Raw genomic sequence first — 21,921 nt, forward strand, 5'->3', positions numbered from 1 at the left:
GCAATGGCATCAAAGGAGAAACTGTATGCAAGTCAACATCAGTGGACACCAACTGGAAGTCACCGAACCGCTACGCGCTTACATCGGCGAAAAACTCGACCGACTTGAGCGTCATTTCGACAAGATTACCAACGTACAGGTAACGATGGCGGTCGAAAAACTGAAACAGAAAATCGAAGCCACCTTGCACATCCATGGAGGAGAAGTCGTTGCCAACGCCGAGCATGACGACATGTATGCCGCCATTGATCTGCTCACTGACAAGCTTGATCGCCAACTGAAAAAGCATAAGGAAAAGACCCAAAGCCTGCTCCAGGGCGCGACCGGTCGTTAATACTCCCAACCCATGATCCGACTTGAAAGTATCCTGACCCCCGGCCGTTCCTTGGTGAACGCGCCGGGCGGCAGCAAAAAGCGCGCACTCGAACACATTGCCAACCTGATCAGCCGCGAAGTGCCTGGTCTCGAAATGCAGGATGTTTTTGAGAGCCTTATTGCCCGTGAAAAACTGGGTTCCACCGGTTTTGGTAACGGCATCGCCATACCCCATTGCCGCCTCAAGGGCTGCGAGTCGCCTGTCAGCGCCTTGCTTCACCTCGACGCCCCTATAGATTTCGACGCCATCGATGGCGCGCCGGTCGACCTGCTTTTCGTTTTGCTGGTACCAGAAGCGGCAACCGATGCACACCTGGAACTGCTCCGGCAGATTGCCAGCATGCTCGATCGTAAAGACGTGCGCGAAAGACTGCGCAACGCACCCAGCAACGAAGCGTTGTATCAGGTTGTTCTGGACGTACAGAACGGTCATTAATCATGCGCTTAGTCATTGTCAGCGGACGCTCCGGCTCCGGTAAAAGCACCGCCCTCGCCGTCCTTGAAGACAACGGTTTCTATTGCATCGACAACCTTCCGGCAGGCTTGCTGCCGGAACTGGCCGAACGTGCGCTGATTCACACCGAATTAGCGCAACCCCTGGTGGCCGTGTCGATTGACGCGCGAAACCTGCCAAGCCATTTGTCACGCTTTCCCCAGTTGCTTGAAGAGGTTCGCAACCGGCACATCCAGTGCGACGTGCTCTACCTGGATGCCGACGAAGAAACCCTGCTCAAGCGCTTCTCGGAAACCCGCAGGCGTCACCCGCTCAGTAGCGCAAGCCGTTCGCTTGCCGAAGCTATTCGCGATGAAACCCAGCTGCTTGGACCGATTGCCGACCTCGCTGACCTGACCATCAACACCACCAATCTGAACCTGTATCAGTTGCGTGACACCATCAAGTTGCGCCTGCTGAACAAACCTGAAGCCGGCACCGCCTTTTTGGTTGAGTCGTTTGGTTTCAAGCGCGGGATGCCAGTGGATGCCGACCTGGTCTTTGACGTACGTTGCCTGCCCAACCCGTACTGGAAACCCGAACTGCGCGAGCAATCCGGGCTGGATCAGCCGGTTGCCGATTATCTGGCAGCACAACCTGATGTCGAGGAAATGTTCCAGGACATCTCCAGCTACCTGCTGAAGTGGCTACCACGCTTTGCCGCGAGCAATCGTGCCTATGTAACGATTGGTATTGGTTGTACGGGCGGACATCACCGCTCCGTGTACCTGACCGAACGACTGGGCAAGTGCCTGCAAGAAACTCTGAAGAACGTCCAGGTTCGCCACCGCGACCTTACTTGAAGGATCTACCCTGCGATGCCTGCACTGGAAATACAAATCATCAACAAACTGGGCTTGCACGCCCGGGCATCTGCAAAGTTCGTCGGTATCGCAGGTCAGTTTCCATGCCAGATCCGGGCAGGTCGTACACCTGAGTCAATGGTAGACGGCAAGAGCATCATGGCAATGATGATGCTCGCCGCTGGCAAAGGAACCACCATCCACCTGAAAACCGAAGGCGAGAAAGAACAGGAAGCGTTGGATGCGTTGGTCGCGCTGATCAACAACTTCTTCGATGAAGGTGAGTAGCGGCTACAGCGATCGGCTCAACCAAGCGCCGTATCCATCACCATCATCAAGCAGAAACCTACACACAATCCCAGACTCGCCAGTTTTTCGTGACCATTGCGTCGAGACTCCGGGATAACCTCTTGTGTGACCACCAATAGCATCGCCCCTGCAGCCAATGCCAACCCCAATGGCAACAACACTTCGGCCAGATTGACCAGCCACGCGCAAAGCACCGCAAACACTGGCTCGACCAAACCTGAGGCGGCACCGATCAGGAAGGCCTTGATTCGCGACATCCCTGCCCCAGCCAACACCAAGGCAATTACCAGCCCTTCCGGCACATCCTGCAGCGCAATCCCCATCGCCAGGCTATCGGCATCAGGCATTCCGCCCCCCGCCGACACCCCGACCGCCATCCCTTCAGGAATGTTGTGCGCCACAATCGCGATGACAAACAACCAGATGCGCGGTGCAATGACCGGATCTCCGGGACGGCTGGCAAAGACTTGCGGCCCAACCCCCGACACTTTGCGATCCACCAGAAACAGGCAGAATGCACCCAGCAGGATGCCCACACTGATCAGGCCACTGGAGGACCAGGGCGACAACCCCAGATTCTGAGCAGCCGCGATTCCCGGCACAATCAGCGAGAAAGCGGTGGCAGCCAGCATCACCCCGGCACCAAAGCCAAGCAAGGTATCGCTCACTGCCACCGGCATTTTACGAATGACCAATACCGGCACCGCGCCCAACGCGGTGCCTAACGCACAGAGCGCACCGCCTTGCAGTGCCCGCAGCAATCTGGGCTCCAGGTCCAGCCAGACCAGCCCCTTGGCCACCAGCAAGGCAGTACCCGCCAACAGCAAGAGTGTGCCGAGGGCATAACGAAACATCCGAACACCACCGACGGCCAATATTTGCGTGCCCATAATCTGCCTGAATCCTGTTAAGTGGGCTCAGCCAATCGCGGCTTGATAACGACGCGCCACTTCCGGCCAATTAATCACGTTATAGAACGCGTTAATGTATTCCGGACGACGGTTTTGATAACGCAGGTAGTAAGCGTGCTCCCACACATCCAGCCCCAGAATCGGCGTATTGCCATTCATCAACGGGCTGTCCTGGTTGCCACTGCTTTCAATCACCAGTGTTTTTTGCGGCGTCACGCTCAGCCATGCCCAGCCGCTGCCAAAACGCGTCAACGCGGCCTTGGTGAAGTTCTCCTTGAACGTCTCGAGCCCACCCAACTGTTCGTCAATTGCCTTGGCCAATGCACCTTCTGGCTTGCCCCCACCCTTGGGGCTCATGACCTCCCAAAACAGCGAGTGGTTGGCATGCCCGCCGCCCTGGTTGATCACCGCAGCCCTTAGTTTCTCGGGTAATTGATGAACACTGGCCACCAGCTTTTCTACAGGCCATTGCGCCCATTCAGTACCCTCTACCGCCGCATTGAGATTATTGATGTAGGTCTGGTGGTGCTTGGTGTAGTGGATTTCCATTGTTTGCGCATCAATATGCGGCTCGAGCGCGTCGTAGGCATAAGGCAAGGCAGGCAAGGTATAAGTCATATCAGTGTGCTCCTAAGTGATGGCCGCTAACTGTCGAGAACTCATGGCTGTTCTGAGCCACATTGCTTTTGAGTAAAAGATTGGAGCGCGGGTATTCGCCGTGCTCACTGATGAAATTCAAAAGCTCAACATAGGTTTTGCTGCTCTGACGCAACGCTGCTTCACGCAACGCCGACGACAGTCGAGCGTTCTGCATGGTTTGCAATAAACGCTGATGGATCGCACAGAGGTACTCGACGCTTTCCTCCGGCTGGTTGAGGCGCAAATGCAAATCCGCCAGGTTATGGTGCGAAATGACGCAAGCCGCCACTGCTTCGTCGGCATCACTCCATCGTTCGAACAACACTTGAGCCAACGCCAGCGCCTGCAAGTAATGCTCTCGCGCATCGACCAACTCACCCTCGGCGAAACAGCGATTGGCTCTTTCGATCGTGCGTTTCCAATGTTCCATGTGAGCCTCCAAAGCAGTGTGGATGCGTTAAACGCCGCCGGCGGTCAGTTTCTCGGGGTCTAGCAAGATCTCTAGCTGGCTGCGTGGCAGGTCGGTGTACTCAAGGGCCACGTCAATCACCGGACGACCTTGTTGATAGGCGGTCTTGGCGATTTCAGCGGCTTTTTGATACCCGATGATCGGGTTAAGGGCCGTCACCAGAATCGGGTTACGCGACAGCGCCTCTTTAAGCTTGGCCTCGTTGACCTTGAAACTGGCAATCGCCTTGTCGGCCAGCAGACGGCTGGCGTTGGCCAACAACTCAATACTGCTCAACAGGTTCTGGGCGATCACCGGCAACATCACGTTCAGCTCAAAGTTGCCGGACTGACCTGCAACCGTGATCACCGTGTCGTTACCGATAACCTGAGCCGCAACCATTGCAGTGGCTTCCGGGATCACCGGATTGACCTTGCCCGGCATGATCGAGGAACCGGGCTGCAGGGCCTCCAGTTCGATCTCACCCAGGCCCGCCAACGGCCCGGAGTTCATCCAGCGCAGATCGTTGGCGATTTTCATCAGCGACACCGCCGTGGCTTTGAGCTGCCCAGACACAGATACCGCCGTGTCCTGCGAGCCAATCAACGCGAACAGATCCTTGCCCGGCGTGAACTTTATGTGAGTCAAGGCGCTGAGCCGCTGACTGAATAACCCGGCGAATTGCGGGTGCGCGTTAATCCCCGTCCCCACCGCCGTACCGCCCTGCGCCAGGGATTGCAGCGCTGGCTGCAGGTTGTGCAAATGCTCGATATTGGCCTTGAGCTGTTGTGCCCAACCGTTGAGCACCTGGCTCATGCGCACGGGCATGGCATCCATCAAGTGCGTGCGCCCGGTTTTGACGTACACATGAACCTGCCCGGCCTTGTGCTCGATCACCTGAACCAGATGCGTCAACGCCGGTAGCAGTTGCTCGTGCAGACCTAACGCCGCGCTGACATGGATGGTGGTCGGGATGATGTCGTTGCTGCTTTGCCCGCAGTTGACATGGTCATTGGGATTGACCTCCTCGCCCAGTAGCCGCGTGGCCAGCGTTGCGATCACTTCATTGGCATTCATGTTGGAGCTGGTGCCCGAACCGGTCTGGAAAATATCCACCGGGAAGTGCTCCATGAAATCCCCGGTCAGCAGGATCTGGGCGGCCTCGACAATGGCCTCGCCCTGGGCAGCAGTAATCTGTTTGAGTTCGACGTTTGCCTGGGCGGCCGCAGCTTTTGCCAGGATCAGCGCGCGAATGAATTGCGCCGGCATGCGTTGATGACTGATGGGGAAGTTGTCGACCGCACGCTGTGTTTGAGCGCCATACAGCGCCGCCTCAGGTACGCGCAACTCACCCATGCTGTCACGTTCGATACGAGTGTTACTCATCAGGAAATCCTTGCACCAGTTCTGTTAAAGAAATTGAAGGTTGGAGCTCGCAGGTAGCCAACAGCCAGGCAAAGCTTTGCCAGCGTTTGAGTCGGCAGGTACACAGGGCTTGGGTTTCGAGGTCGCGCAGCGGACGCCACGCGTGATCCAGACACAGAGTGCGCCAATGCCAGGGCAACGCCGTATCGGTTGCGGTATCCAGCAACAGCCGGAACGAGGTAACGGCAATCATCCAGGGAGAGGTCGCCGTACAGCCGGCAAGATAGCGGCCTTCAGCCAGGTAATGCTCGATCAGGCGCGGTTCGTCCGGCGCCAGCCCGCAGCGGATCTGGCGGCTCATCCAACGCCAGCTTTCTAGATACGGCCCTTCACGCAAGGCAGAACTCATGACCCAAGCCCACTCGATAATGAGATTCATTATTAAGCGATATTGATTATCAACACAAGCCTGAGGAGGCTGATTTCCACCCGGAGCGTTCGACAATCCAACAAAACTTGAGAAAAAACCTACGCATACGCTGGACTAATCCGCCATCTGATTCATGTGCATCAAAAGTACCATTCTGAAGTTGCGTAGCACTTATCCAGCACACTCATCGGATTGCTCTATCAGAAGGTACACATGAAAAAAATAATACTCGCGTCAGGCATATTGGTGGCGGCTTCTTCTATTCAGTTTGTTCAAGCATCAACAGGCAATATCAACTTTACAGGCGGTCTTACCACTGCAACGTGTTCTATTAACGGTGGTGGGGGTTCTGACCTCGACGTTGATCTTGGCCTGGTATCAATTGACGATTTAAACGATGGCAGCGCTGCTGCAGGCGCCAATACCCGAATTACCGTAGACATCGACTGCACCGCCGCAACCGGGCTCAGCAATGTTTATATGAACTTCGATCCGCGCTCGGGCTCGGGTCAAGATAGCCGCGACTCTAGACTGTTAAAAACAGTGGGCGATGCCACGGGGGTCGGTATTGGTTTAATCAACGGCGCCAACCAAATTCTCGACATGCGGGCAGGTGACACGATTACAGAACCTCTGACCGTTGCCGCCGATGGCACGGCAAGAGCATCTCTCGATCTACGGGCGGCTTATGTCGTGAACGGTGACCCTGTTGTCGCCGGCGAAGCGAATGCAACGTTGCCATTTACGTTTACTTACGACTAAGCGCCAAGCAAGGGAAGTTCCAAAACTTCCCTTCGAGTCATAGAGCGCCGTGAGGGCACTACCATGTTTCAACATTCTTTAAACGGTGTGGTGGCGCTGTTAGCCATCTTGCTGTGCGGTCAAGCGCAGGCTGCCATCACGCTCAGTTCAACACGGGTTATCTATGAAGGAGATAAAAAAGAAGCCAGTGTCACGGTGCGCAATGTGGGCAGCGATGAAATATTGATCCAGTCCTGGCTCGACGGCGACAGGTCCGGCACGCCTTCCGGGTCTATTCCCTTTGCCATCACCCCGCCGCTAGCCCATATGGGGGCCCACAGCCGACAAGTGCTGCGCATTCTTTTTCAAGGGAGCGGCGTGCCCACAGACAAGGAATCGGTGTTTTGGTTGAATGTCCAGCAAATCCCCAAGGCGCCTGAGAGCACTAATGTTTTACAACTGGCCATTCGCCAACGCATCAAGTTCTTCTACCGCCCCGCCGGATTATCGGGCAAACCGAAAGATGCTCCGGGCGCACTAACATGGCAGGCCGAACGTGATGGTAAAAACAGTGGATTGCGCGTCAACAACCCCAGCCAATACCACGTCACCATCACCGACTTGCAGGTCAAAGGATCAGATTATACCAGCGCCCCAATTACCAACTTCATGATTGCGCCGGGCGCCTCAATGTTTATCAAGATCCCCGAACTTCCCGCTGCCCATTCATTGACGTTAAGTGCCCACCCCATCAACGACTTCGGTGCAAAAGAGCTGTACAGCGCGCCCTTGGGTTCTGCCACCTTAAAACTTGAATCCTCCAAACAATAACACTTCTTATTGCCTTGTTTAGCGGCAATTAAGCTATATGGCCTTACTGGGTTTTTGCGCTGATTAATCTATAACGCAAGCACCAGGACTGAACCTCACATGACACTTACAACCCTAATTATCAAGATACTTTCTCATTGTTTACAGCCGCCACCGCACTGGGCTGCCCCCCATAAACACGCCGCGTTCATAGTGAGCAAGTTATATCTTGGAATTGCGTTTAGCGTGCCTGTTATTGCGTTGGCCGATACCCCCAAAAAAAACAACACCGCCACAATGTTCAGCACCAGCTTTTTACAGAACGGTGGCGCGGGCGTCGACCTGAGCGACTTTTTGCAAGGCAGCAGTGTGGTGCCGGGCACTTATCGGGTCGACCTGTATATCAACCGCTCCCTGGTCGGGCGCCAGGATATTGTCTTTGCCAAACAGGATAAAACCGGTCGTGTCGAAGCCTGCCTGACACTGCCCGTGCTTCAGTCCCTGGAGCTGGATATGAATGCACTGCGCCAGGCAGGCCTGCTGGACGACACTCAACCCGAGCAGTGCCATGACCTGCCCAGCCTGATCGAATTAAGCAGCGTCGAGTACGATACCGGGCGCCAGCAGCTCACTATCGCTGTGCCCCAAGCCGCCATGCTGCGCAGTGCCAGGGGCTATGTAGCCCCTTCATTATGGGATGAAGGTGTCACCACAGGCTTTATCAGCTATGACCTGACAGCTCGACGCAATACCACCCATGACAGGACTGCCAACCGTTACTACGTGGGGCTGCGCAACGGCATCAACCTGGGCCCGTGGCGACTGCGCAATGAATCAAACTTCACCAACGGCAACAACGGGGGCATGAAGTTCTCCAGCGACCGCACGTTTGCCCAGCGCGATATCACTTCACTCAAGAGCCAATTGACCCTGGGAGCGGCCTATACCGACCCGAAAATCTTCGACAGCGTGCGTATAAATGGCGTGTTGCTGAATTCCGATGACGCCATGCTGCCAGACAGCCAGCGCGGTTATGCGCCGATCATTCGCGGTGATGCCGAGACCAACGCAACCGTTGAAATCCGCCAGAATAATTACCTGATGTACAGCCTCAACGTTCCCCCCGGGCCGTTTGTGATCGATGACCTTTACCCCAACGGCTCCAATGGCGACCTGGAAATTACCGTGATCGAAGCCGATGGGCGCCGGCGGGTGACCACCCAGGCCTTCTCTTCGCTGCCGCAAATGGTGCGCCGTGGCCAGCTTCGTCAAAACCTTGCCCTCGGCGTATACGACAGCACCACCCAAGACCCCATCTCGCCCAAGATTGCCATGGCGACGCTGGCCTATGGCTTGACCGATAACACCACCCTGTTCGGCGGCACCCAATGGTCCCCCGACTTTAGTGCATGGAACCTGGGCGCCACACAAAATACCGTCTTCGGCGCGTTTTCGGCAGACATCACCCAGGCCTCAAGTGCCGCCCCAGACATTCGACGCCAGATCCAGCGCAACAAGGGCCAGAGCGCTCGCGTGCTTTACGCCAAGACGCTCGCCCGTACCGACACCACCTTTACCCTGGCCAGTTATCGCTATTCGACCGAGGGCTACCGCACCCTGAACGAGCACCTGCGCGATTTTGGCAACAACCCCCAATACCGATCCAGTGGCCGGGCGAAATCGCGCTTTGACCTGTCCCTCAGCCAAAGCCTGGGGAGCCGTGAGTACGGCTCGCTGTACCTGAGGTTGAACGAGCAGCGCTATTGGAACCTTGAAGGCAAAACCCGGCAGTACACCGTGGGTTACAGCGGCAACTGGGGCAGATTGAGCTACAACCTGAGTGCAACACACTCGGTGAACCCGGCGACCTATTACGGCGGCAATGACAGGTCACGATTTTCCCTAACCCTATCCTTTCCGCTGGGCAGCGGCAGTAATACCACCTATGCCCGAAGCACCCTGACCCGTGACGACAACGGCGTACAAAGCCTGAGCGGCGGCGCCAGCGGGCGCATCATGGGGCGTAACGATGCGGCCTGGTCGGTGAATGCCAGTCATGAAAGCCTGAGTGAAAAAACGTTCAGTGGCAGTGTCAGCGGTACTACCCCGGTGGCACAAATGAACGCTGGATATACCCAGGGCAATAATTTCACCACCTTCAACGCCGGTGCCTCGGGCTCCATCGTGGCCCATGCTGGCGGTATCAACCTGGGGCAATCGTTGAGCGAGAGTTTTACCCTGGTAGAAGTGCCGGGCGTTGCCGGGGTTGCGGTGGGCAATAACGCCGGGGTTACCACGGGCGCCAATGGCTATGCCGTGGTACCGAACGCGCAGCCCTACCGCACCAACTGGATCAACTTGGACTCCAGCCAGCTGGGGGCGGATATCGAAATCGATAACACCACCCAGCAGGTTATTCCGCGCCGGGGTTCGGTGACCGTGGCGCGCTTTAACGTCAAGCAGGGTCGTCGGGTGCAGTTTGAACTGGTCAAGGCTGATGGCACGCCAATGCCCTTTGGCGCCCGCGTAGAAAATGAACAAGGCACGCTATTGGCCATTGCCGACCCGAGTGGCCTGGCACTGGTGATGGTCGAGTCGGACAAGGGTGTGTTGAAGGTCAAGTCCGGGGCTTTGATGTGTGAGGCGGGGTATGTATTGCCGGAACGTAGCAATATCCAGGGTTATGACCAGGTGAGGTTGGTATGTCGGTAATTAATAGGCCGCGAGTAGTTCAGATACTCAATACATTTATATCAGGCCAACCCATGAACTGTGTTATTCATCCAGCATCCTGCAAACAGGGATACTTCACAATGACAAAAAAAATAATCATTATGACCTTAGTGGTATTGATCGGTATTTTTTTTAGTTATACCTCATGGGCCACATGCACTGCCACTTCTGGCGCGCCCGATTTCAATTTATCAGCCAATCAGTTTCCACCACTGGACCCCCGCACTCCCATAAACGGAACTCTGGCGCAGCTAACCATGTACGCCAGCAATACCGCCGGACTACGCGATGTAAGTTGCACTACAGATGCGTCCACTAATGCAGCTTTGACAAGCGACTTTGCTCATCTTGGCGGTGGGCTTTATGACACCGGCCTCCCGGGGATTGCAATGCGGATTAAAATAGGAGAAGGGATTACCACAGCATATATACCGAACAGCCTAAGCCCCCCAGGAGATGGTACATGGGCAATTTTTGCCGTCCCTGTCACAATAGAACTTATTAGATCAGGCGACATTATAGAGGCAGGAAACATAGCTCCCAACACATTGACCAGAGCACTCATAACCGGACATGGCGACTTCAATGTATTCAACGTACAAATGCTCGGCCCTTTGACCGTCACCTTGTTACAACCTACCTGTTCGGCAATTACCCCCACTATGACCGTCGATCTTGGGACGGTCAGCATAATGGACTTCAATCTACAAGGCAGAACAACGCCTAAAGACTTTACTATTGATCTGGATTGTACGGGTGTTGCGGGTACCACTGGTGTGTATGTAACGCTGTCTGATGCCAGTAATCCTGGTAACACCACAACTCAGCTCAATCTGTCCCCTGACTCTGATGCACTGGGTATTGCCCTGGAAGTTCACAACCGATATGGCGTAGTCAGCTTCGGCCCAGACTTGTCTGGCACAGGCAACCCAGGACAGTGGTTCGATGGCATTGCGGGAATAGGCAGTTATTCAATCCCGCTATCAGTGAACTATGTAAGGCTCCCCGGCCCGATTAAAGGCGGTTCGGCGAATTCCGGGGTCACGTATACGCTCAATTATGACTAGCCTCTGACTGCAGCAAGACCTGAACACGCGGATTACCGGAGGCTTCCTGGACGCTGATTTTACGATCGCTGCGCAATCGATCGCAGCCTCGCTGCGCTCCTCAGCGGCTACACAGTTTTGCAACGCTTCTGAAATGTAGCCGCTGCGATAAGGGCCGAAGGACCTTCACACTGCCAGGGCTGCTGCGCACCTCAGCGGCCAGGGTCATAAGCCCGGCAATGGCTATATGTCTGAAACAGCAAGGTTGTATGACAAGAGGGGAATCCCCCATGTTTCTATTGTGGGAGCGGCATTGCGCCGCTCCCACATAAGATTCAGCGTTTTAGCTACCCGCTACCATCATGCGTTCGATCAACACCGAGCCAGTGCGGATGTTGCTGCGCAGTTCCAGGTCATTACCCACCGCCACGATCTGTTTGAACATGTCGCGCATGTTGCCGGCAATGGTCACTTCCTGAACCGGGAACTGAATCTCGCCATTCTCGACCCAAAAACCCGCCGCGCCACGGGAATAGTCGCCCGTGACCATGTTCAGGCCACTGCCCATCAACTCAGTGACGAACAGGCCGCGACCCATGCGCCGGATCAATGCCGCCTGATCCTCATCGCCGTGGGTCACAAACAGGTTGTGTACGCCGCCTGCGTTGGCCGTGCTCGGCATACCCAGCTTGCGACCGGAGTAGGTGCTGAGGATGTAGGACACCAGTTCGCCGTCCTTGATAAACGGCTTGGCGAAAGTGGCCAGACCATCATTATCGAATGACGAGCTGCCCATCGCGCGCATGAGGTGCGGACGCTCATCCAGGGTCAGCCATTCAGGGAAGATCTGCTGGCCCATTGCATCCAGCAGGAAAGACGACTTGCGATACAGGTTGCCCCCCGAGATCGCACCCAGGAAGCTGCCAAACAAACCACCGGCCAACTCGGCCGAAAACAGCACCGGCACTTCGCACGTTGGCACCGGACGCGAGCCCAAGCGGCGCGCTGCACGCTCAGCAGCACGCTGGCCGATGGTGGCGGCGTCCATCAACAACTCGCCCTGGCAGTTCACGTCATACCAATAGTCGCGCTGCATCTGGCCGTCGCCTTCGGCGATCATCACGCAGCTCAGGCTGTGACGGGTCGAAGCAGAGCCACCAATAAAACCGTTGCTGTTGCCGTACACGCGGCAGCCCTGATGGGTGCTCAGGGTCGTGCCATCGGCGTTTTTGATCCGGCTGTCAGCCTCGAACGCCGCAGCTTCACAGGCCAGCGCCTTTTCGATGGCTTGCTCGGGGGTAATGTCCCAGGTATGGAACACATCAAAATCTTGCAGGTCACGGGCCATCAGGCTGGCATCCGCCAGACCCGAGCTCTCGTCTTCGGAGGTGTGTTTGGCAATCGCCAAGGCTGCCGCGACGGTTTCGCGAATGGCATCGGGGCCGGTGGCCGAGGTGCTGGCCGAGCCTTTGCGCTGGCCGACATAGAGGGTGATGCCAAAACCCTGGTCGCGGTTGAACTCAACAGTTTCGACTTCGCGCTGACGCACCGAAGTCGACAGCCCCTGCTCCAGGGACACGGCGACTTCACAGGCACTGGCACCCTGGCGCCTGGCTTCGGCGATGATTTGCTCGACCTGCTCCTGCAGTGCCGGCAAGGCCTGCGGGCCGACGCTTTGTACTGCACTCATGGTTTTCTCCACTCAAATTCTGTTTTCGGCAGGGCCGCCGAGCGACCGGGCCGGACAAGCGGCCCCCGACTGGTTATCATGGCGGCGTTTCTTTGCGGACTGCCACCATGGTTGATTCTTACGACGACGCCTTCGACGGCGAAAAAAGCAAATCGCAGGTCAAACGCGAGCTTCACGCTCTGGTTGATCTGGGCGAGCGTCTTACGACACTCAAGCCTGACTTGCTGAACAAAATGCCCCTGACTGACGCTATGCGAAAGGCTTTGGCAGATGCTCCAAAACACACGGCCAATATTGCGCGCAAGCGCCATATGATGTTCATCGGCAAACTGATGCGCGATCAACCGCTTGACGAAATTCTTGCTTTGATCGATCAAGTCGATGCCTCTTCTCGCCAGTACAACGAACGTTTCCACAACCTCGAGCGCTGGCGTGATCGCCTGATCGAAGGTGATGACGCTGTACTGGAAAAGTTTGTCGCCGAGTTCCCTGAAGCCGATCGCCAGCAAATGCGTTCGGTCATACGTCAGGCCAAACACGAGCTGGCTCATAACAAGGCACCGGCCTCAAGCCGCAAATTGTTCAAGTACATCCGTGGGTTGGACGAGACTCAACGCGGTCTGCGTTAAGCCTCGTAACCGGGAAGGCTGCCTTGCAGCCTTCCCGGCAACTTCCATCAACCGCCCGTACCGCCCACGGTAATCGCGTCAATCTTCAAGGTTGGCTGCCCAACGCCTACCGGCACCGACTGCCCGTCCTTGCCACACGTGCCCACGCCGCTGTCCAGCGACAGATCGTTACCGACCATCGACACCTTGCTCATCGCTTCCGGCCCGTTGCCAATCAGGGTCGCGCCTTTGACTGGGCGAGTGATTTTGCCGTCTTCAATCAAATAGGCTTCGCTGGTGGAGAACACAAACTTGCCGCTGGTGATGTCGACCTGACCACCGCCCAGATTGGCGCAGTAGATGCCCTTTTTCACCGAGGCGATAATTTCGGCCGGATCGCTTTCACCGCCCAACATGTAGGTGTTGGTCATGCGCGGCATCGGCAGGTGCGCATAAGACTCGCGACGGCCGTTACCCGTGCGGGCCACTCCCATCAGGCGGGCATTGAGCTTGTCTTGCATATAGCCCTTGAGCACGCCGTTTTCGATCAGTGTGGTGCACTCGGTCGGGGTGCCTTCGTCATCCACGCTGAGCGAGCCACGGCGGCCTGCCAGGGTGCCGTCATCGACGATGGTGCACAGTTTGGAGGCCACCATTTCACCCATGCGCCCGCTGTAGGCCGAACTGCCCTTGCGGTTGAAGTCGCCTTCCAGGCCATGCCCCACGGCTTCGTGCAGCAGTACGCCCGACCAGCCGGAGCCCAGGACCACCGGGAAAGTGCCCGCCGGTGCCGGTACGGCTTCAAGGTTGACCAGTGCCTGACGCAACGCCTCGCGGGCATAGCCCATGGCACGGTCGTCAGTGAGGAAATAACGGTAGTCGGTGCGCCCGCCGCCGCCATGACCGCCGCGCTCGCGACGGCCATTCTGCTCGACGATGACACTGACATTGAAACGTACCAGCGGACGAATATCCGCCGCCAGGCCACCGTCAGTGGACGCCACCAGAATCCGCTCCCAGACCCCGGCCATGCTCACGGTCACTTGCTGGATACGTGGATCGAGGGCACGGGTGGCGGCATCGACACGCTTGAGCAGTTCGACTTTTTCCGCGCGGCTAATGACTTCCAGGGGGTTATCCGGGCCATACAACTGGGCCACGTCCTGGGTGGTGAACGCCTGCACCGTGCCGTTTTGTCCGGCGCGGGAGATCGATCGTGCAGCCCGTGCAGCCAGGCCCAGCGCTTCAAGGGTGATGGCATTGCTGTATGCAAAACCGGTTTTCTCACCCGACTGAGCGCGTACGCCCACGCCCTGATCGAGATTGAAGCTGCCTTCTTTGACGATGCCGTCTTCCAGTGCCCAGGACTCGGAAATCTGGCCCTGGAAATACAGGTCTGCCGCGTCGATACCTGGCCCGGCCAGGTCGCCTAAAACGCTTTGCAGGCTTTCGATGGTGACACCGCCCGGTGCCAACAGGTGTTCGCTGACTGAGGTCAACAACTCGCTCATATTCACTCCGTCTTGGCCCCTGCTTCAGCAGCTTTGAGTGCTGAACACACGGGCCTGAAAATTAGTCCTGCCTGAATCTGTGGGAGCGGGCTTGCTCGCGATCGCATCGCGGGCAAACCCGATCCCACCTAAATTAAATGGGCGTTGAACCGCCGATGGTTCACCACCGGCATGCGCGCCCTGATATCTGCTTGTTCGCCAGCATCGCGCCGGGCCAGCAATACACCCTCGCCTTGCGCCTGCTCGGCCAGTATCCGCCCCCAGGGGTCAATAATGGCAGCATGCCCGTAAGTCTCGCGGGGGCCCGGATGAACACCACCCTGGGCGGCTGCAAGCACGTAACACTGGGTTTCGATGGCACGGGCACGAATCAGAATGTCCCAATGCGCGGCCCCGGTGACGGCAGTGAAGGCCGACGGTGCGGTAATCAGTTCAGCACCAGCGGCTCGAAGCTCACTGTACAGCTCCGGGAAGCGCAGGTCATAACAGACGCTCAGGCCCACCTTGCCGACCGGGGTATCCGCCACCACCACGCGCTCACCCTGAGCATAGTCATCGGACTCACGGTAGCGACCACGATTGTCTGACACATCCACGTCGAATAAATGCAGTTTGTCGTAACGAGCCACTTGCTCGCCGTCGGCGTTGATCAGCAGTGAACAGGCATTGACCTTGGCATCAGGCTGGCCCTCGGGCGGCAGGGGCAAAGTCCCTGCAACTACCCATAAGTTGAGGTCGCGGGCAGCCTGTTTCAACCAGGGCAGGATCGGGCCTTCACCCAATGCCTCGGCGCGACCGATATCGGCTATGTCACGACGGCCCATGGCGGCGAAATTCTCGGGCAACACGGCCAGTTGCGCACCACCGCTTGCAGCCTCTTGCAGCAGGCGTCGAGCCTGAGCCAGGTTCGCCAGAACATCGCTCTGGCTGACCATTTGAATCACTGCGAGTGACATGGCGCGCTCCTAGTTTTTCTCGAAAGGCTTGTCGAAGGTGATCTTGGGATCGTTCCACGGGCCTTGAATGCTGTATTGCACGCTGGCGAATCGCGACACCTGGTCGCCGATCAGCTTGTTGAGCAGGAACACCGCCCCACCGACGGCCGGCCCGCCCACCAACAGCGCGGCCAGCGGCAGGTTGTTGGTCACCGGCAAGGTCACCAGCAGCTTCGCATTGACCTGATCGGTGATCATGTTCAGCGTGCCGTTAAGTTCAAGATTGGTGGACGGCCCGGTCATCAGAATCGGTTTGCTGGTGCTGTATACGCCACTGCTGGCATTGAGTACGCCCTTGACCCGATCGTAACTCAGGCCCTTGCCAAACAGGTCGGAGAAATCCAGACGCAGGCGACGGCCGATCGCGTTGAAGTTGAGCAAGCCAAAAATGCGCAGCACCTGGGCGCTGCCATCGACCTCCACAAACTGGCCTTTATTGAACGAGGCGTCCAGGGTCCCGGAGAAGCGCTTGAGGCCGATCCAGGCAGGTGAACCGGGCCAGTTGCCATCAATGTCCACGTGAAAGTTATCGCTGGTCACGCTCGGCGCAAAGCCCCAGTTCTTGAGTACATCGGCCAGATTGCCACCGCCCAGTCGGCCCTGATACCAGCTCTTGCTGTTACCCGCGACGCCCTCCCAGCCGCCCGCGCCTTCGAGCAGCATGCCCTTGAGCCCAAGATTCAAGTTGCTCAGGTTGATGCCCCGACTGGTGGGGCGCACCTTAAGTGACCAGGCACCGAGCAGGTCGGGCCCCTGGTAGAGCTGACGAATATTGATGTCCAGCGCCGGAATTTTGCGCGGATCAACCGCGGCCAGCGGGTCCGGAGCATTTTCGTCGGCCACGGCCTTCGGATCGGGCGCAGGCAATCTGATGCTCTGCATCGTGACCACAATCGGGGCGTTTTTGGCATCCGGCAAGGTCACGGCACCGATAGCCTGTTTGCTGTCGATTTGCAGCGCCCAGGCCGCCGCGTTGCGCTTCATGACCAGACGAACTTTGTCCAGTTGGGTACCGAAGGCAATCAACTTGCCGACTTTAAAATCTGCACTGCTGAGCAGTTGCTTGGCACTGCCCCCCGGATCCTTGCCGGCATAGCGTTCGACCAGCGCCTGCCACGGGGCAACGTCCAGTTCCGACAGCACGCCACGAATTCTCAGGCCTTTGGTGGTCGGCAAGATCGGATCGCCATCGCCCAGAAACAACTCACCGCGTCCGTCTTCAAACTTGCCGTTGGGCGCGGCAAAGGTCAGGTTGGCCAGGTCGCCGTAGTCAAACCAGTAACGGCGCTCGGCACCTTGCAGGGTCATGCGAAACACGCTGTTGCGGCTTTCATTGGCCGCCAGACCGAAGGGCGCTGGCAAATCAACCACTGCGCCCTTGAGGCTGGAACTGACCCGTAGCTGGCTGTCGGCACCGTCCAGGGTCAGTTGCAATTGATAAGGCAAGTCACCCGTCACCGGGATCGGCTGATTGAACTTGAGCCAGTCCGTGAGTTTTTTAACCCCAACCTGGCCGCTGGCCACGACCCGGGTGCTGAGGCGACCAGGCTTGCCGTCGGCAAAAATCTGCGCCGTGATCGGACGATCAAAGGCCCGGGCGCTGATGCCCTTGCCGGTCAGCCCCTTGGTACTGTCAAAGCGAAAGCTGCCCTTGAGCTGAGTCAGTTCAAACTCCGGGTCGCTGATTTTCAAGCGCGCCTTGTCGGTGTTGAAATCCACCAGGATTTTAGGCTCAACGCCTTTCTCCAGAGGGATATCCAGATCGACGCGGCCTTTGAGCGAGCCTTCTCCCTGCCAGCCGGCGAACGTTTCAGCGGTGCCAATCGGCGCCTCCTGAAGTATTTTCAGGCCGTCACCCAACCCGCCCTCAAAATCGCCGTCCAAAAACAGGTGGCTGACCTTGCCGGTGGGCACATGGGGAATACTGACGGCCACATTGCGGACCTGGGTGTCGAGCAACTGGCCCTTGCTGGCCATGATGCGCACACCGCTGTCTTCGATGAACACATCACCCGAGACGTTGCGCACATGGGGCCAGCCGGGCTGGAACGCCAGTTCGGCGCCATGCACTTTAAAGAACAGGCTGATATTGCGCGCTGCCGCAACGGCGTCGTGGCTCAGAGAGCCCTGGTACTGGAAGAAGCCCTCTTCCACCGCACCCTTTATGATTGCGGTGCTCAACCATTCGGTGAGCGCCGGGCTCAACACTTCCGGCAGGTATTTAGGCGTGAAACTGCCGTCGCCATCCGTAAGGCCGACCCGCAGGTCCATGTAGTCTTCCTGGGAATGGTCGAGATGGATACGGATCAAAAAGTCCGCCGCAATCTTGCCTTCTTCGCCCAGCACTTTGATGTACGGGGCAACCAGGGTGAAGCTGTCCTTGTTCAACGTCCACGTCAGCAAGGCGTTGGCTTGCTGGTACTGCCAGGGTTTGGCGAAGATCGGCTCCAGATGCAGCATGAAGTCCTTGCTGTCGAGCCGCAGTTCGCCCTTGCCCAGGTCACCGCTGATCAGGCCGCTGACATTGCGCGCAGCCGGGGCGCCGTGGGTGGCGTTGAAGCCGACCTGCTGCAGGTTCGCCGCAAAGCTGAGTTTTTGATCATCGCGGGCCTCGGGGCGGTAATCGGCAAGCACATTGCGCAGCGTACCCGTGACCTTGAGTTGGTCAATAACCTTGGCCACACCGTCCGGCCAGGGTGCCAGGGAGTCGAGCAAGGGTGTGATCGGGGTCAGGTCCAGGCGGTCGGCCTGTAAATGCCAGCGCTCCTGCTCCTTGTCGGAGGCCGCAAACTGCTGCAGTTGCAGGCGGGTTTCCCAACGGGTCTTGCCCAGATTCATGGCCAATGAATCGAGCACCACATTGAAACCTTGCTTGCCCTGTTCGGCCCAGGCATGCAGGGCCAGGTTCTCGATGGTTTCAGGTTTGCGGTCGGCGTAGGCACCTTTCAGTTTTGGCGCATTCAAGCGCGCTACCGCGCTCTGTACCGAGCCCTTGCCCCAGTTGAACCAGAGTTCGCCGCCCGCCTTCAGCTCAGAGACTTTCCAGGGTGCAATCAGTGTGGCTGGCAGCCATTTGGCCCAATCACTTTGCGGCAGGCTCACGTAGGCCTGGGCCGCGCCATCACGCCAGCGACTGGCCTGGACCTGGGTCTTGAGGCTCAGCGCTACTGGCTGGCCATCGGGCAGGGTCAGGCGCGCATCGAGGCGCTGATCCGAGGGGCCAACGTCCAGCGTCAGCCCTACATAAGTCAGGGTCAGCGGAGCTTGCTTGAAGGGTTCTAGCGTCACCTGGCTGTCGAGTACCGACAACTGCGCCACGTGTTGCAACTGATTGAGCAACTGCTCCGGGTCCAGTGGCTGATCATCCTGCACCGGCAGCCCTTCAAGGCTCCAGTGGCCGCTTTCATCCTGGCGCAAGCTCAGTTGCAGGCCATTGAGTTGTACGCGGGCGATGCGGATATCCCGGCTCAACAGGCTGGCCCACACGTCGGGTACCACCCGCACTTCATCCAGACGCAGGGCACTGTTGCCCTCGCCGATCATCACGTCGTGTGCCAGCAACACCGGCGCCATCACACTCCAGCGGCCCTCGAGGCTGCCAATGGTCAATGGCATGCCCAAAGCTTCGCGGGCCTTGTTCTGGACCTCTACGCGGTATTCGGCAATCAGGGGCGTGAGTTCGCGGCCCAGGCTGACGTACAGCGCCGTCAGCACCAAAACCAAAGCACACAGGCCCAACCCCCAACGGGTCAGCGCGGCAAAAAAGCGTGTCAGACGCTCCATGTCATGTGGCCCCTTCAGTAATAATCGAAGGGGCCGGATTCAGCCCCTTTAAAACGCTATATGACGCCTGATACTTCAGAGCAGCACCACGTCGTATTGTTCCTGGGAATACATGGTTTCGACTTGAAAGCGAATCGTACGCCCGATAAATCCTTCAAGCTCTGCAACGTTACCCGACTCTTCGTCCAGCAAGCGATCGACCACTTTCTGGTTGGCCAGTACCCGATACCCCGTTGCCTGATAAGCCCGGGCCTCGCGCAGGATTTCACGGAAGATTTCATAGCAGATGGTTTCAGGGGTTTTCAACTTGCCACGGCCCTGACAGCACACACACGGCTCGCACAAGACCTGTTCCAGGCTTTCGCGGGTACGCTTGCGGGTCATCTGCACCAGGCCCAACTCGGTAATCCCGATGATGTTGGTTTTGGCGTGATCACGCTCAAGCTGTTTTTCGAGGGTACGTAACACCTGGCGCTGATGCTCTTCATCTTCCATGTCGATGAAGTCGATGATGATGATCCCGCCCAGGTTGCGCAGGCGCAGTTGCCGGGCGATGGCTGTGGCCGCCTCGAGGTTGGTCTTGAAAATGGTTTCTTCAAGATTGCGATGGCCCACAAATGCGCCGGTATTGACGTCGATGGTGGTCATGGCTTCCGCCGGATCGACCACCAGATAACCGCCGGACTTGAGCGGTACCTTACGATCAAGGGCTTTCTGGATCTCGTCTTCGACGCCATACAAATCGAAAATCGGCCGCTCACCCGGATAATGCTCAAGGCGGTCGGCAATTTCCGGCATCAGTTCGGCAACAAACTGCGTGGTCTTCTGGAAGGTTTCCCGTGAATCGATGCGAATTTTCTCGATCTTGGGGCTGACCAGATCGCGCAAGGTCCGCAACGCCAGGCCCAGGTCTTCATAGATCACGGTCGGCGCGCCAACGGTCTGGATCTGGGCACCGATCTGGTCCCACAGACGACGCAGGTAACGAATGTCCATCAGGATTTCATCCGCCCCGGCGCCCTCGGCCGCTGTACGCAGGATAAAACCACCGGTTTCCTTGATGCCTTCCTGGGCCACGCAATCGCTGACCACCTTCTTCAGGCGCTCACGCTCGGCTTCGTCTTCGATCTTCAACGAAATGCCCACATGGGCAGTGCGTGGCATGTACACCAGATAGCGTGACGGTATCGACAGCTGGGTTGTCAGGCGTGCACCTTTGGACGCAATCGGGTCTTTGGTGACTTGCACCACCAGGCTCTGGCCTTCATGCACCAGGGTGCTGATGCTTTCAACCGCCTGGCCTTCACGCAGGGAAATTTCGGAGGCATGGATAAACGCAGCGCGATCCAGTCCGATATCAACAAATGCGGCCTGCATGCCGGGCAAAACCCTGACAATCTTGCCTTTGTAGATATTGCCCACAATACCCCGGCGCTGGGTACGTTCGACATGAACCTCTTGCAGAACACCGTTCTCTACCACCGCCACGCGCGATTCCATCGGCGTGATGTTGATCAGGATCTCTTCACTCATGGCTGGGTCTCGTTCAGGCGTCATCACAGTAGTGCCACGTCTCGTAGGTGCGGTATTCAGCGCACGGTAAGGTTTTGCCAACAGGGTATGCCGAAATGCCCGAGCAGTTCTGCGGTTTCGCACACAGGCAAGCCCACAACGGCGGAATAACTGCCATTGAGCCCCGCTACAAACACTGCGGCCAACCCCTGAATGGCGTAGCCACCGGCTTTATCCTGCGGCTCACCGCTGGCCCAATACAGGCTGGCTTCTTGTTTACTGATGTTGCGAAAGCGTACCTGGCTGCTGACCACACGGGTTTCACAGCGATCGGCATCAATGATTGCGATGGCGGTCAACACTTCATGCTCCCGGCCAGACAGCGCCATGAGCATAGCCAAGGCATCGGCCTCGTCGATCGGTTTACCAAGAATGCAGCCATCCAGGACCACGGCGGTGTCGGCCCCCAGCACGCAAAAAGTGCTGTCCGCCGCTGTTGTCAGGAGTTGCTGGCGCCCAGCCTGGGCCTTTTCGCGCGCCAGGCGCTCGACGTAGGCCACAGGGGGTTCATTTTGAAAGGGAGTTTCATCGATGGCCGCGCTGACCGTTTTGAACGGCACGCCGATCTGAGTCAGTAACTCGCGTCGGCGCGGTGAGCCAGAGGCCAGATAAAGCGAAGTCATCAAGACATCTCCCTGTCGAAGTGCACAAACCAGGAA

Annotated in this window: 20 protein-coding genes; 9 read left to right on the top strand and 11 right to left on the bottom strand. The window is 57.6% G+C overall.

The annotated features are described in order from the left end of the window. The first annotated feature begins 25 nt into the window (after positions 1-25). The 4 genes from hpf to AACY07_RS02645 are packed head-to-tail and all read left to right on the top strand — an operon-like array spanning position 26 to position 1,959. A complete protein-coding gene (hpf, locus tag AACY07_RS02630; protein ID WP_016781796.1) occupies positions 26-334 on the top strand; it encodes a ribosome hibernation-promoting factor, HPF/YfiA family in 309 nt (102 codons plus the stop codon). 12 nt (positions 335-346) lie between these two features. Continuing rightward, entirely contained in the window at positions 347-811 is a 465-nt protein-coding gene (ptsN, locus tag AACY07_RS02635; protein ID WP_095001138.1) for a PTS IIA-like nitrogen regulatory protein PtsN, read from the top strand. 2 nt (positions 812-813) lie between these two features. Next, positions 814-1,671 carry an RNase adapter RapZ gene (rapZ, locus tag AACY07_RS02640; RefSeq protein ID WP_133076369.1) on the top strand — a complete coding sequence of 286 codons (858 nt, stop codon included), beginning with the start codon at positions 814-816 and terminating at the stop codon, positions 1,669-1,671. A 15-nt stretch (positions 1,672-1,686) separates the two neighbouring features. Further along, positions 1,687-1,959, top strand: coding sequence for an HPr family phosphocarrier protein (locus AACY07_RS02645; protein ID WP_019825032.1), 273 nt, complete (start codon positions 1,687-1,689; stop codon positions 1,957-1,959). A gap of 17 nt (positions 1,960-1,976) precedes the next feature. Here AACY07_RS02645 and AACY07_RS02650 read toward each other — a convergent pair whose 3' ends face one another. From AACY07_RS02650 to AACY07_RS02670, 5 genes are read right to left on the bottom strand one after another with little or no spacing between them, the layout of a single operon-like run. Beyond that, complete coding sequence (locus AACY07_RS02650) at positions 1,977-2,870, bottom strand: ZIP family metal transporter (protein ID WP_339473343.1); 894 nt, start codon at positions 2,868-2,870, stop codon at positions 1,977-1,979. A 27-nt stretch (positions 2,871-2,897) separates the two neighbouring features. Next, the gene (locus AACY07_RS02655) at positions 2,898-3,509 is read right to left on the bottom strand and encodes a superoxide dismutase (RefSeq protein ID WP_326397368.1); all 612 of its coding nucleotides are present in this window, start codon (positions 3,507-3,509) and stop codon (positions 2,898-2,900) included. A gap of 1 nt (position 3,510) precedes the next feature. Further along, positions 3,511-3,960, bottom strand: coding sequence for a hypothetical protein (locus AACY07_RS02660; RefSeq protein WP_133076372.1), 450 nt, complete (start codon positions 3,958-3,960; stop codon positions 3,511-3,513). Positions 3,961-3,987: 27 nt separating this feature from the next. Next, entirely contained in the window at positions 3,988-5,364 is a 1,377-nt protein-coding gene (locus AACY07_RS02665; RefSeq protein WP_339473345.1) for a class II fumarate hydratase, read from the bottom strand. Then, positions 5,357-5,752: a FagA protein gene (locus AACY07_RS02670; RefSeq protein ID WP_326397366.1), complete on the bottom strand. Its 396-nt coding sequence runs from the start codon at positions 5,750-5,752 to the stop codon at positions 5,357-5,359. The genes AACY07_RS02665 and AACY07_RS02670 overlap by 8 nt, the downstream gene beginning before the upstream one ends. Before the next feature lie 234 nt (positions 5,753-5,986). On the opposite strand from AACY07_RS02670, the gene AACY07_RS02675 reads away from it, so the two are divergent. The 4 genes from AACY07_RS02675 to AACY07_RS02690 all read left to right on the top strand — a co-directional run bounded on the left by AACY07_RS02675 (position 5,987) and on the right by AACY07_RS02690 (position 11,124). Further along, complete coding sequence (locus AACY07_RS02675) at positions 5,987-6,535, top strand: fimbrial protein (protein WP_339473346.1); 549 nt, start codon at positions 5,987-5,989, stop codon at positions 6,533-6,535. A gap of 63 nt (positions 6,536-6,598) precedes the next feature. Then, a complete protein-coding gene (locus AACY07_RS02680; protein ID WP_339473348.1) occupies positions 6,599-7,345 on the top strand; it encodes a fimbrial biogenesis chaperone in 747 nt (248 codons plus the stop codon). A 225-nt stretch (positions 7,346-7,570) separates the two neighbouring features. Continuing rightward, a complete protein-coding gene (locus tag AACY07_RS02685; RefSeq protein WP_339473350.1) occupies positions 7,571-10,036 on the top strand; it encodes a fimbria/pilus outer membrane usher protein in 2,466 nt (821 codons plus the stop codon). A gap of 53 nt (positions 10,037-10,089) precedes the next feature. After that, the gene (locus tag AACY07_RS02690) at positions 10,090-11,124 is read left to right on the top strand and encodes a fimbrial protein (RefSeq protein WP_339473352.1); all 1,035 of its coding nucleotides are present in this window, start codon (positions 10,090-10,092) and stop codon (positions 11,122-11,124) included. Between the two features lie 322 nt (positions 11,125-11,446). Here AACY07_RS02690 and pmbA read toward each other — a convergent pair whose 3' ends face one another. Then, the gene (gene pmbA / locus AACY07_RS02695; protein ID WP_339473353.1) at positions 11,447-12,793 is read right to left on the bottom strand and encodes a metalloprotease PmbA; all 1,347 of its coding nucleotides are present in this window, start codon (positions 12,791-12,793) and stop codon (positions 11,447-11,449) included. A 107-nt stretch (positions 12,794-12,900) separates the two neighbouring features. On the opposite strand from pmbA, the gene yjgA reads away from it, so the two are divergent. Continuing rightward, positions 12,901-13,422 carry a ribosome biogenesis factor YjgA gene (gene yjgA / locus AACY07_RS02700; protein ID WP_095029013.1) on the top strand — a complete coding sequence of 174 codons (522 nt, stop codon included), beginning with the start codon at positions 12,901-12,903 and terminating at the stop codon, positions 13,420-13,422. A gap of 47 nt (positions 13,423-13,469) precedes the next feature. Here the strand turns inward: yjgA and tldD are convergent, their stop codons facing one another. From tldD to AACY07_RS02725, 5 genes are all read right to left on the bottom strand, one after another. Continuing rightward, the gene (gene tldD / locus AACY07_RS02705; protein WP_133076380.1) at positions 13,470-14,912 is read right to left on the bottom strand and encodes a metalloprotease TldD; all 1,443 of its coding nucleotides are present in this window, start codon (positions 14,910-14,912) and stop codon (positions 13,470-13,472) included. A gap of 128 nt (positions 14,913-15,040) precedes the next feature. Then, the gene (locus tag AACY07_RS02710) at positions 15,041-15,868 is read right to left on the bottom strand and encodes a carbon-nitrogen hydrolase family protein (protein WP_339473355.1); all 828 of its coding nucleotides are present in this window, start codon (positions 15,866-15,868) and stop codon (positions 15,041-15,043) included. Between the two features lie 9 nt (positions 15,869-15,877). Then, on the bottom strand, positions 15,878-19,690 hold the full coding sequence (locus AACY07_RS02715) for a YhdP family protein (RefSeq protein WP_339473356.1): 3,813 nt from the start codon (positions 19,688-19,690) through the stop codon (positions 15,878-15,880). 75 nt (positions 19,691-19,765) lie between these two features. Then, entirely contained in the window at positions 19,766-21,223 is a 1,458-nt protein-coding gene (gene rng, locus AACY07_RS02720) for a ribonuclease G (RefSeq protein WP_133076383.1), read from the bottom strand. A gap of 56 nt (positions 21,224-21,279) precedes the next feature. After that, positions 21,280-21,885, bottom strand: coding sequence for a Maf family protein (locus tag AACY07_RS02725; RefSeq protein WP_133076384.1), 606 nt, complete (start codon positions 21,883-21,885; stop codon positions 21,280-21,282). Positions 21,886-21,921 lie beyond the last annotated feature (36 nt).

It is taken from the genome of Pseudomonas sp. RL_5y_Pfl2_69, assembly GCF_963970465.1.
GTDB lineage: Bacteria > Pseudomonadota > Gammaproteobacteria > Pseudomonadales > Pseudomonadaceae > Aquipseudomonas.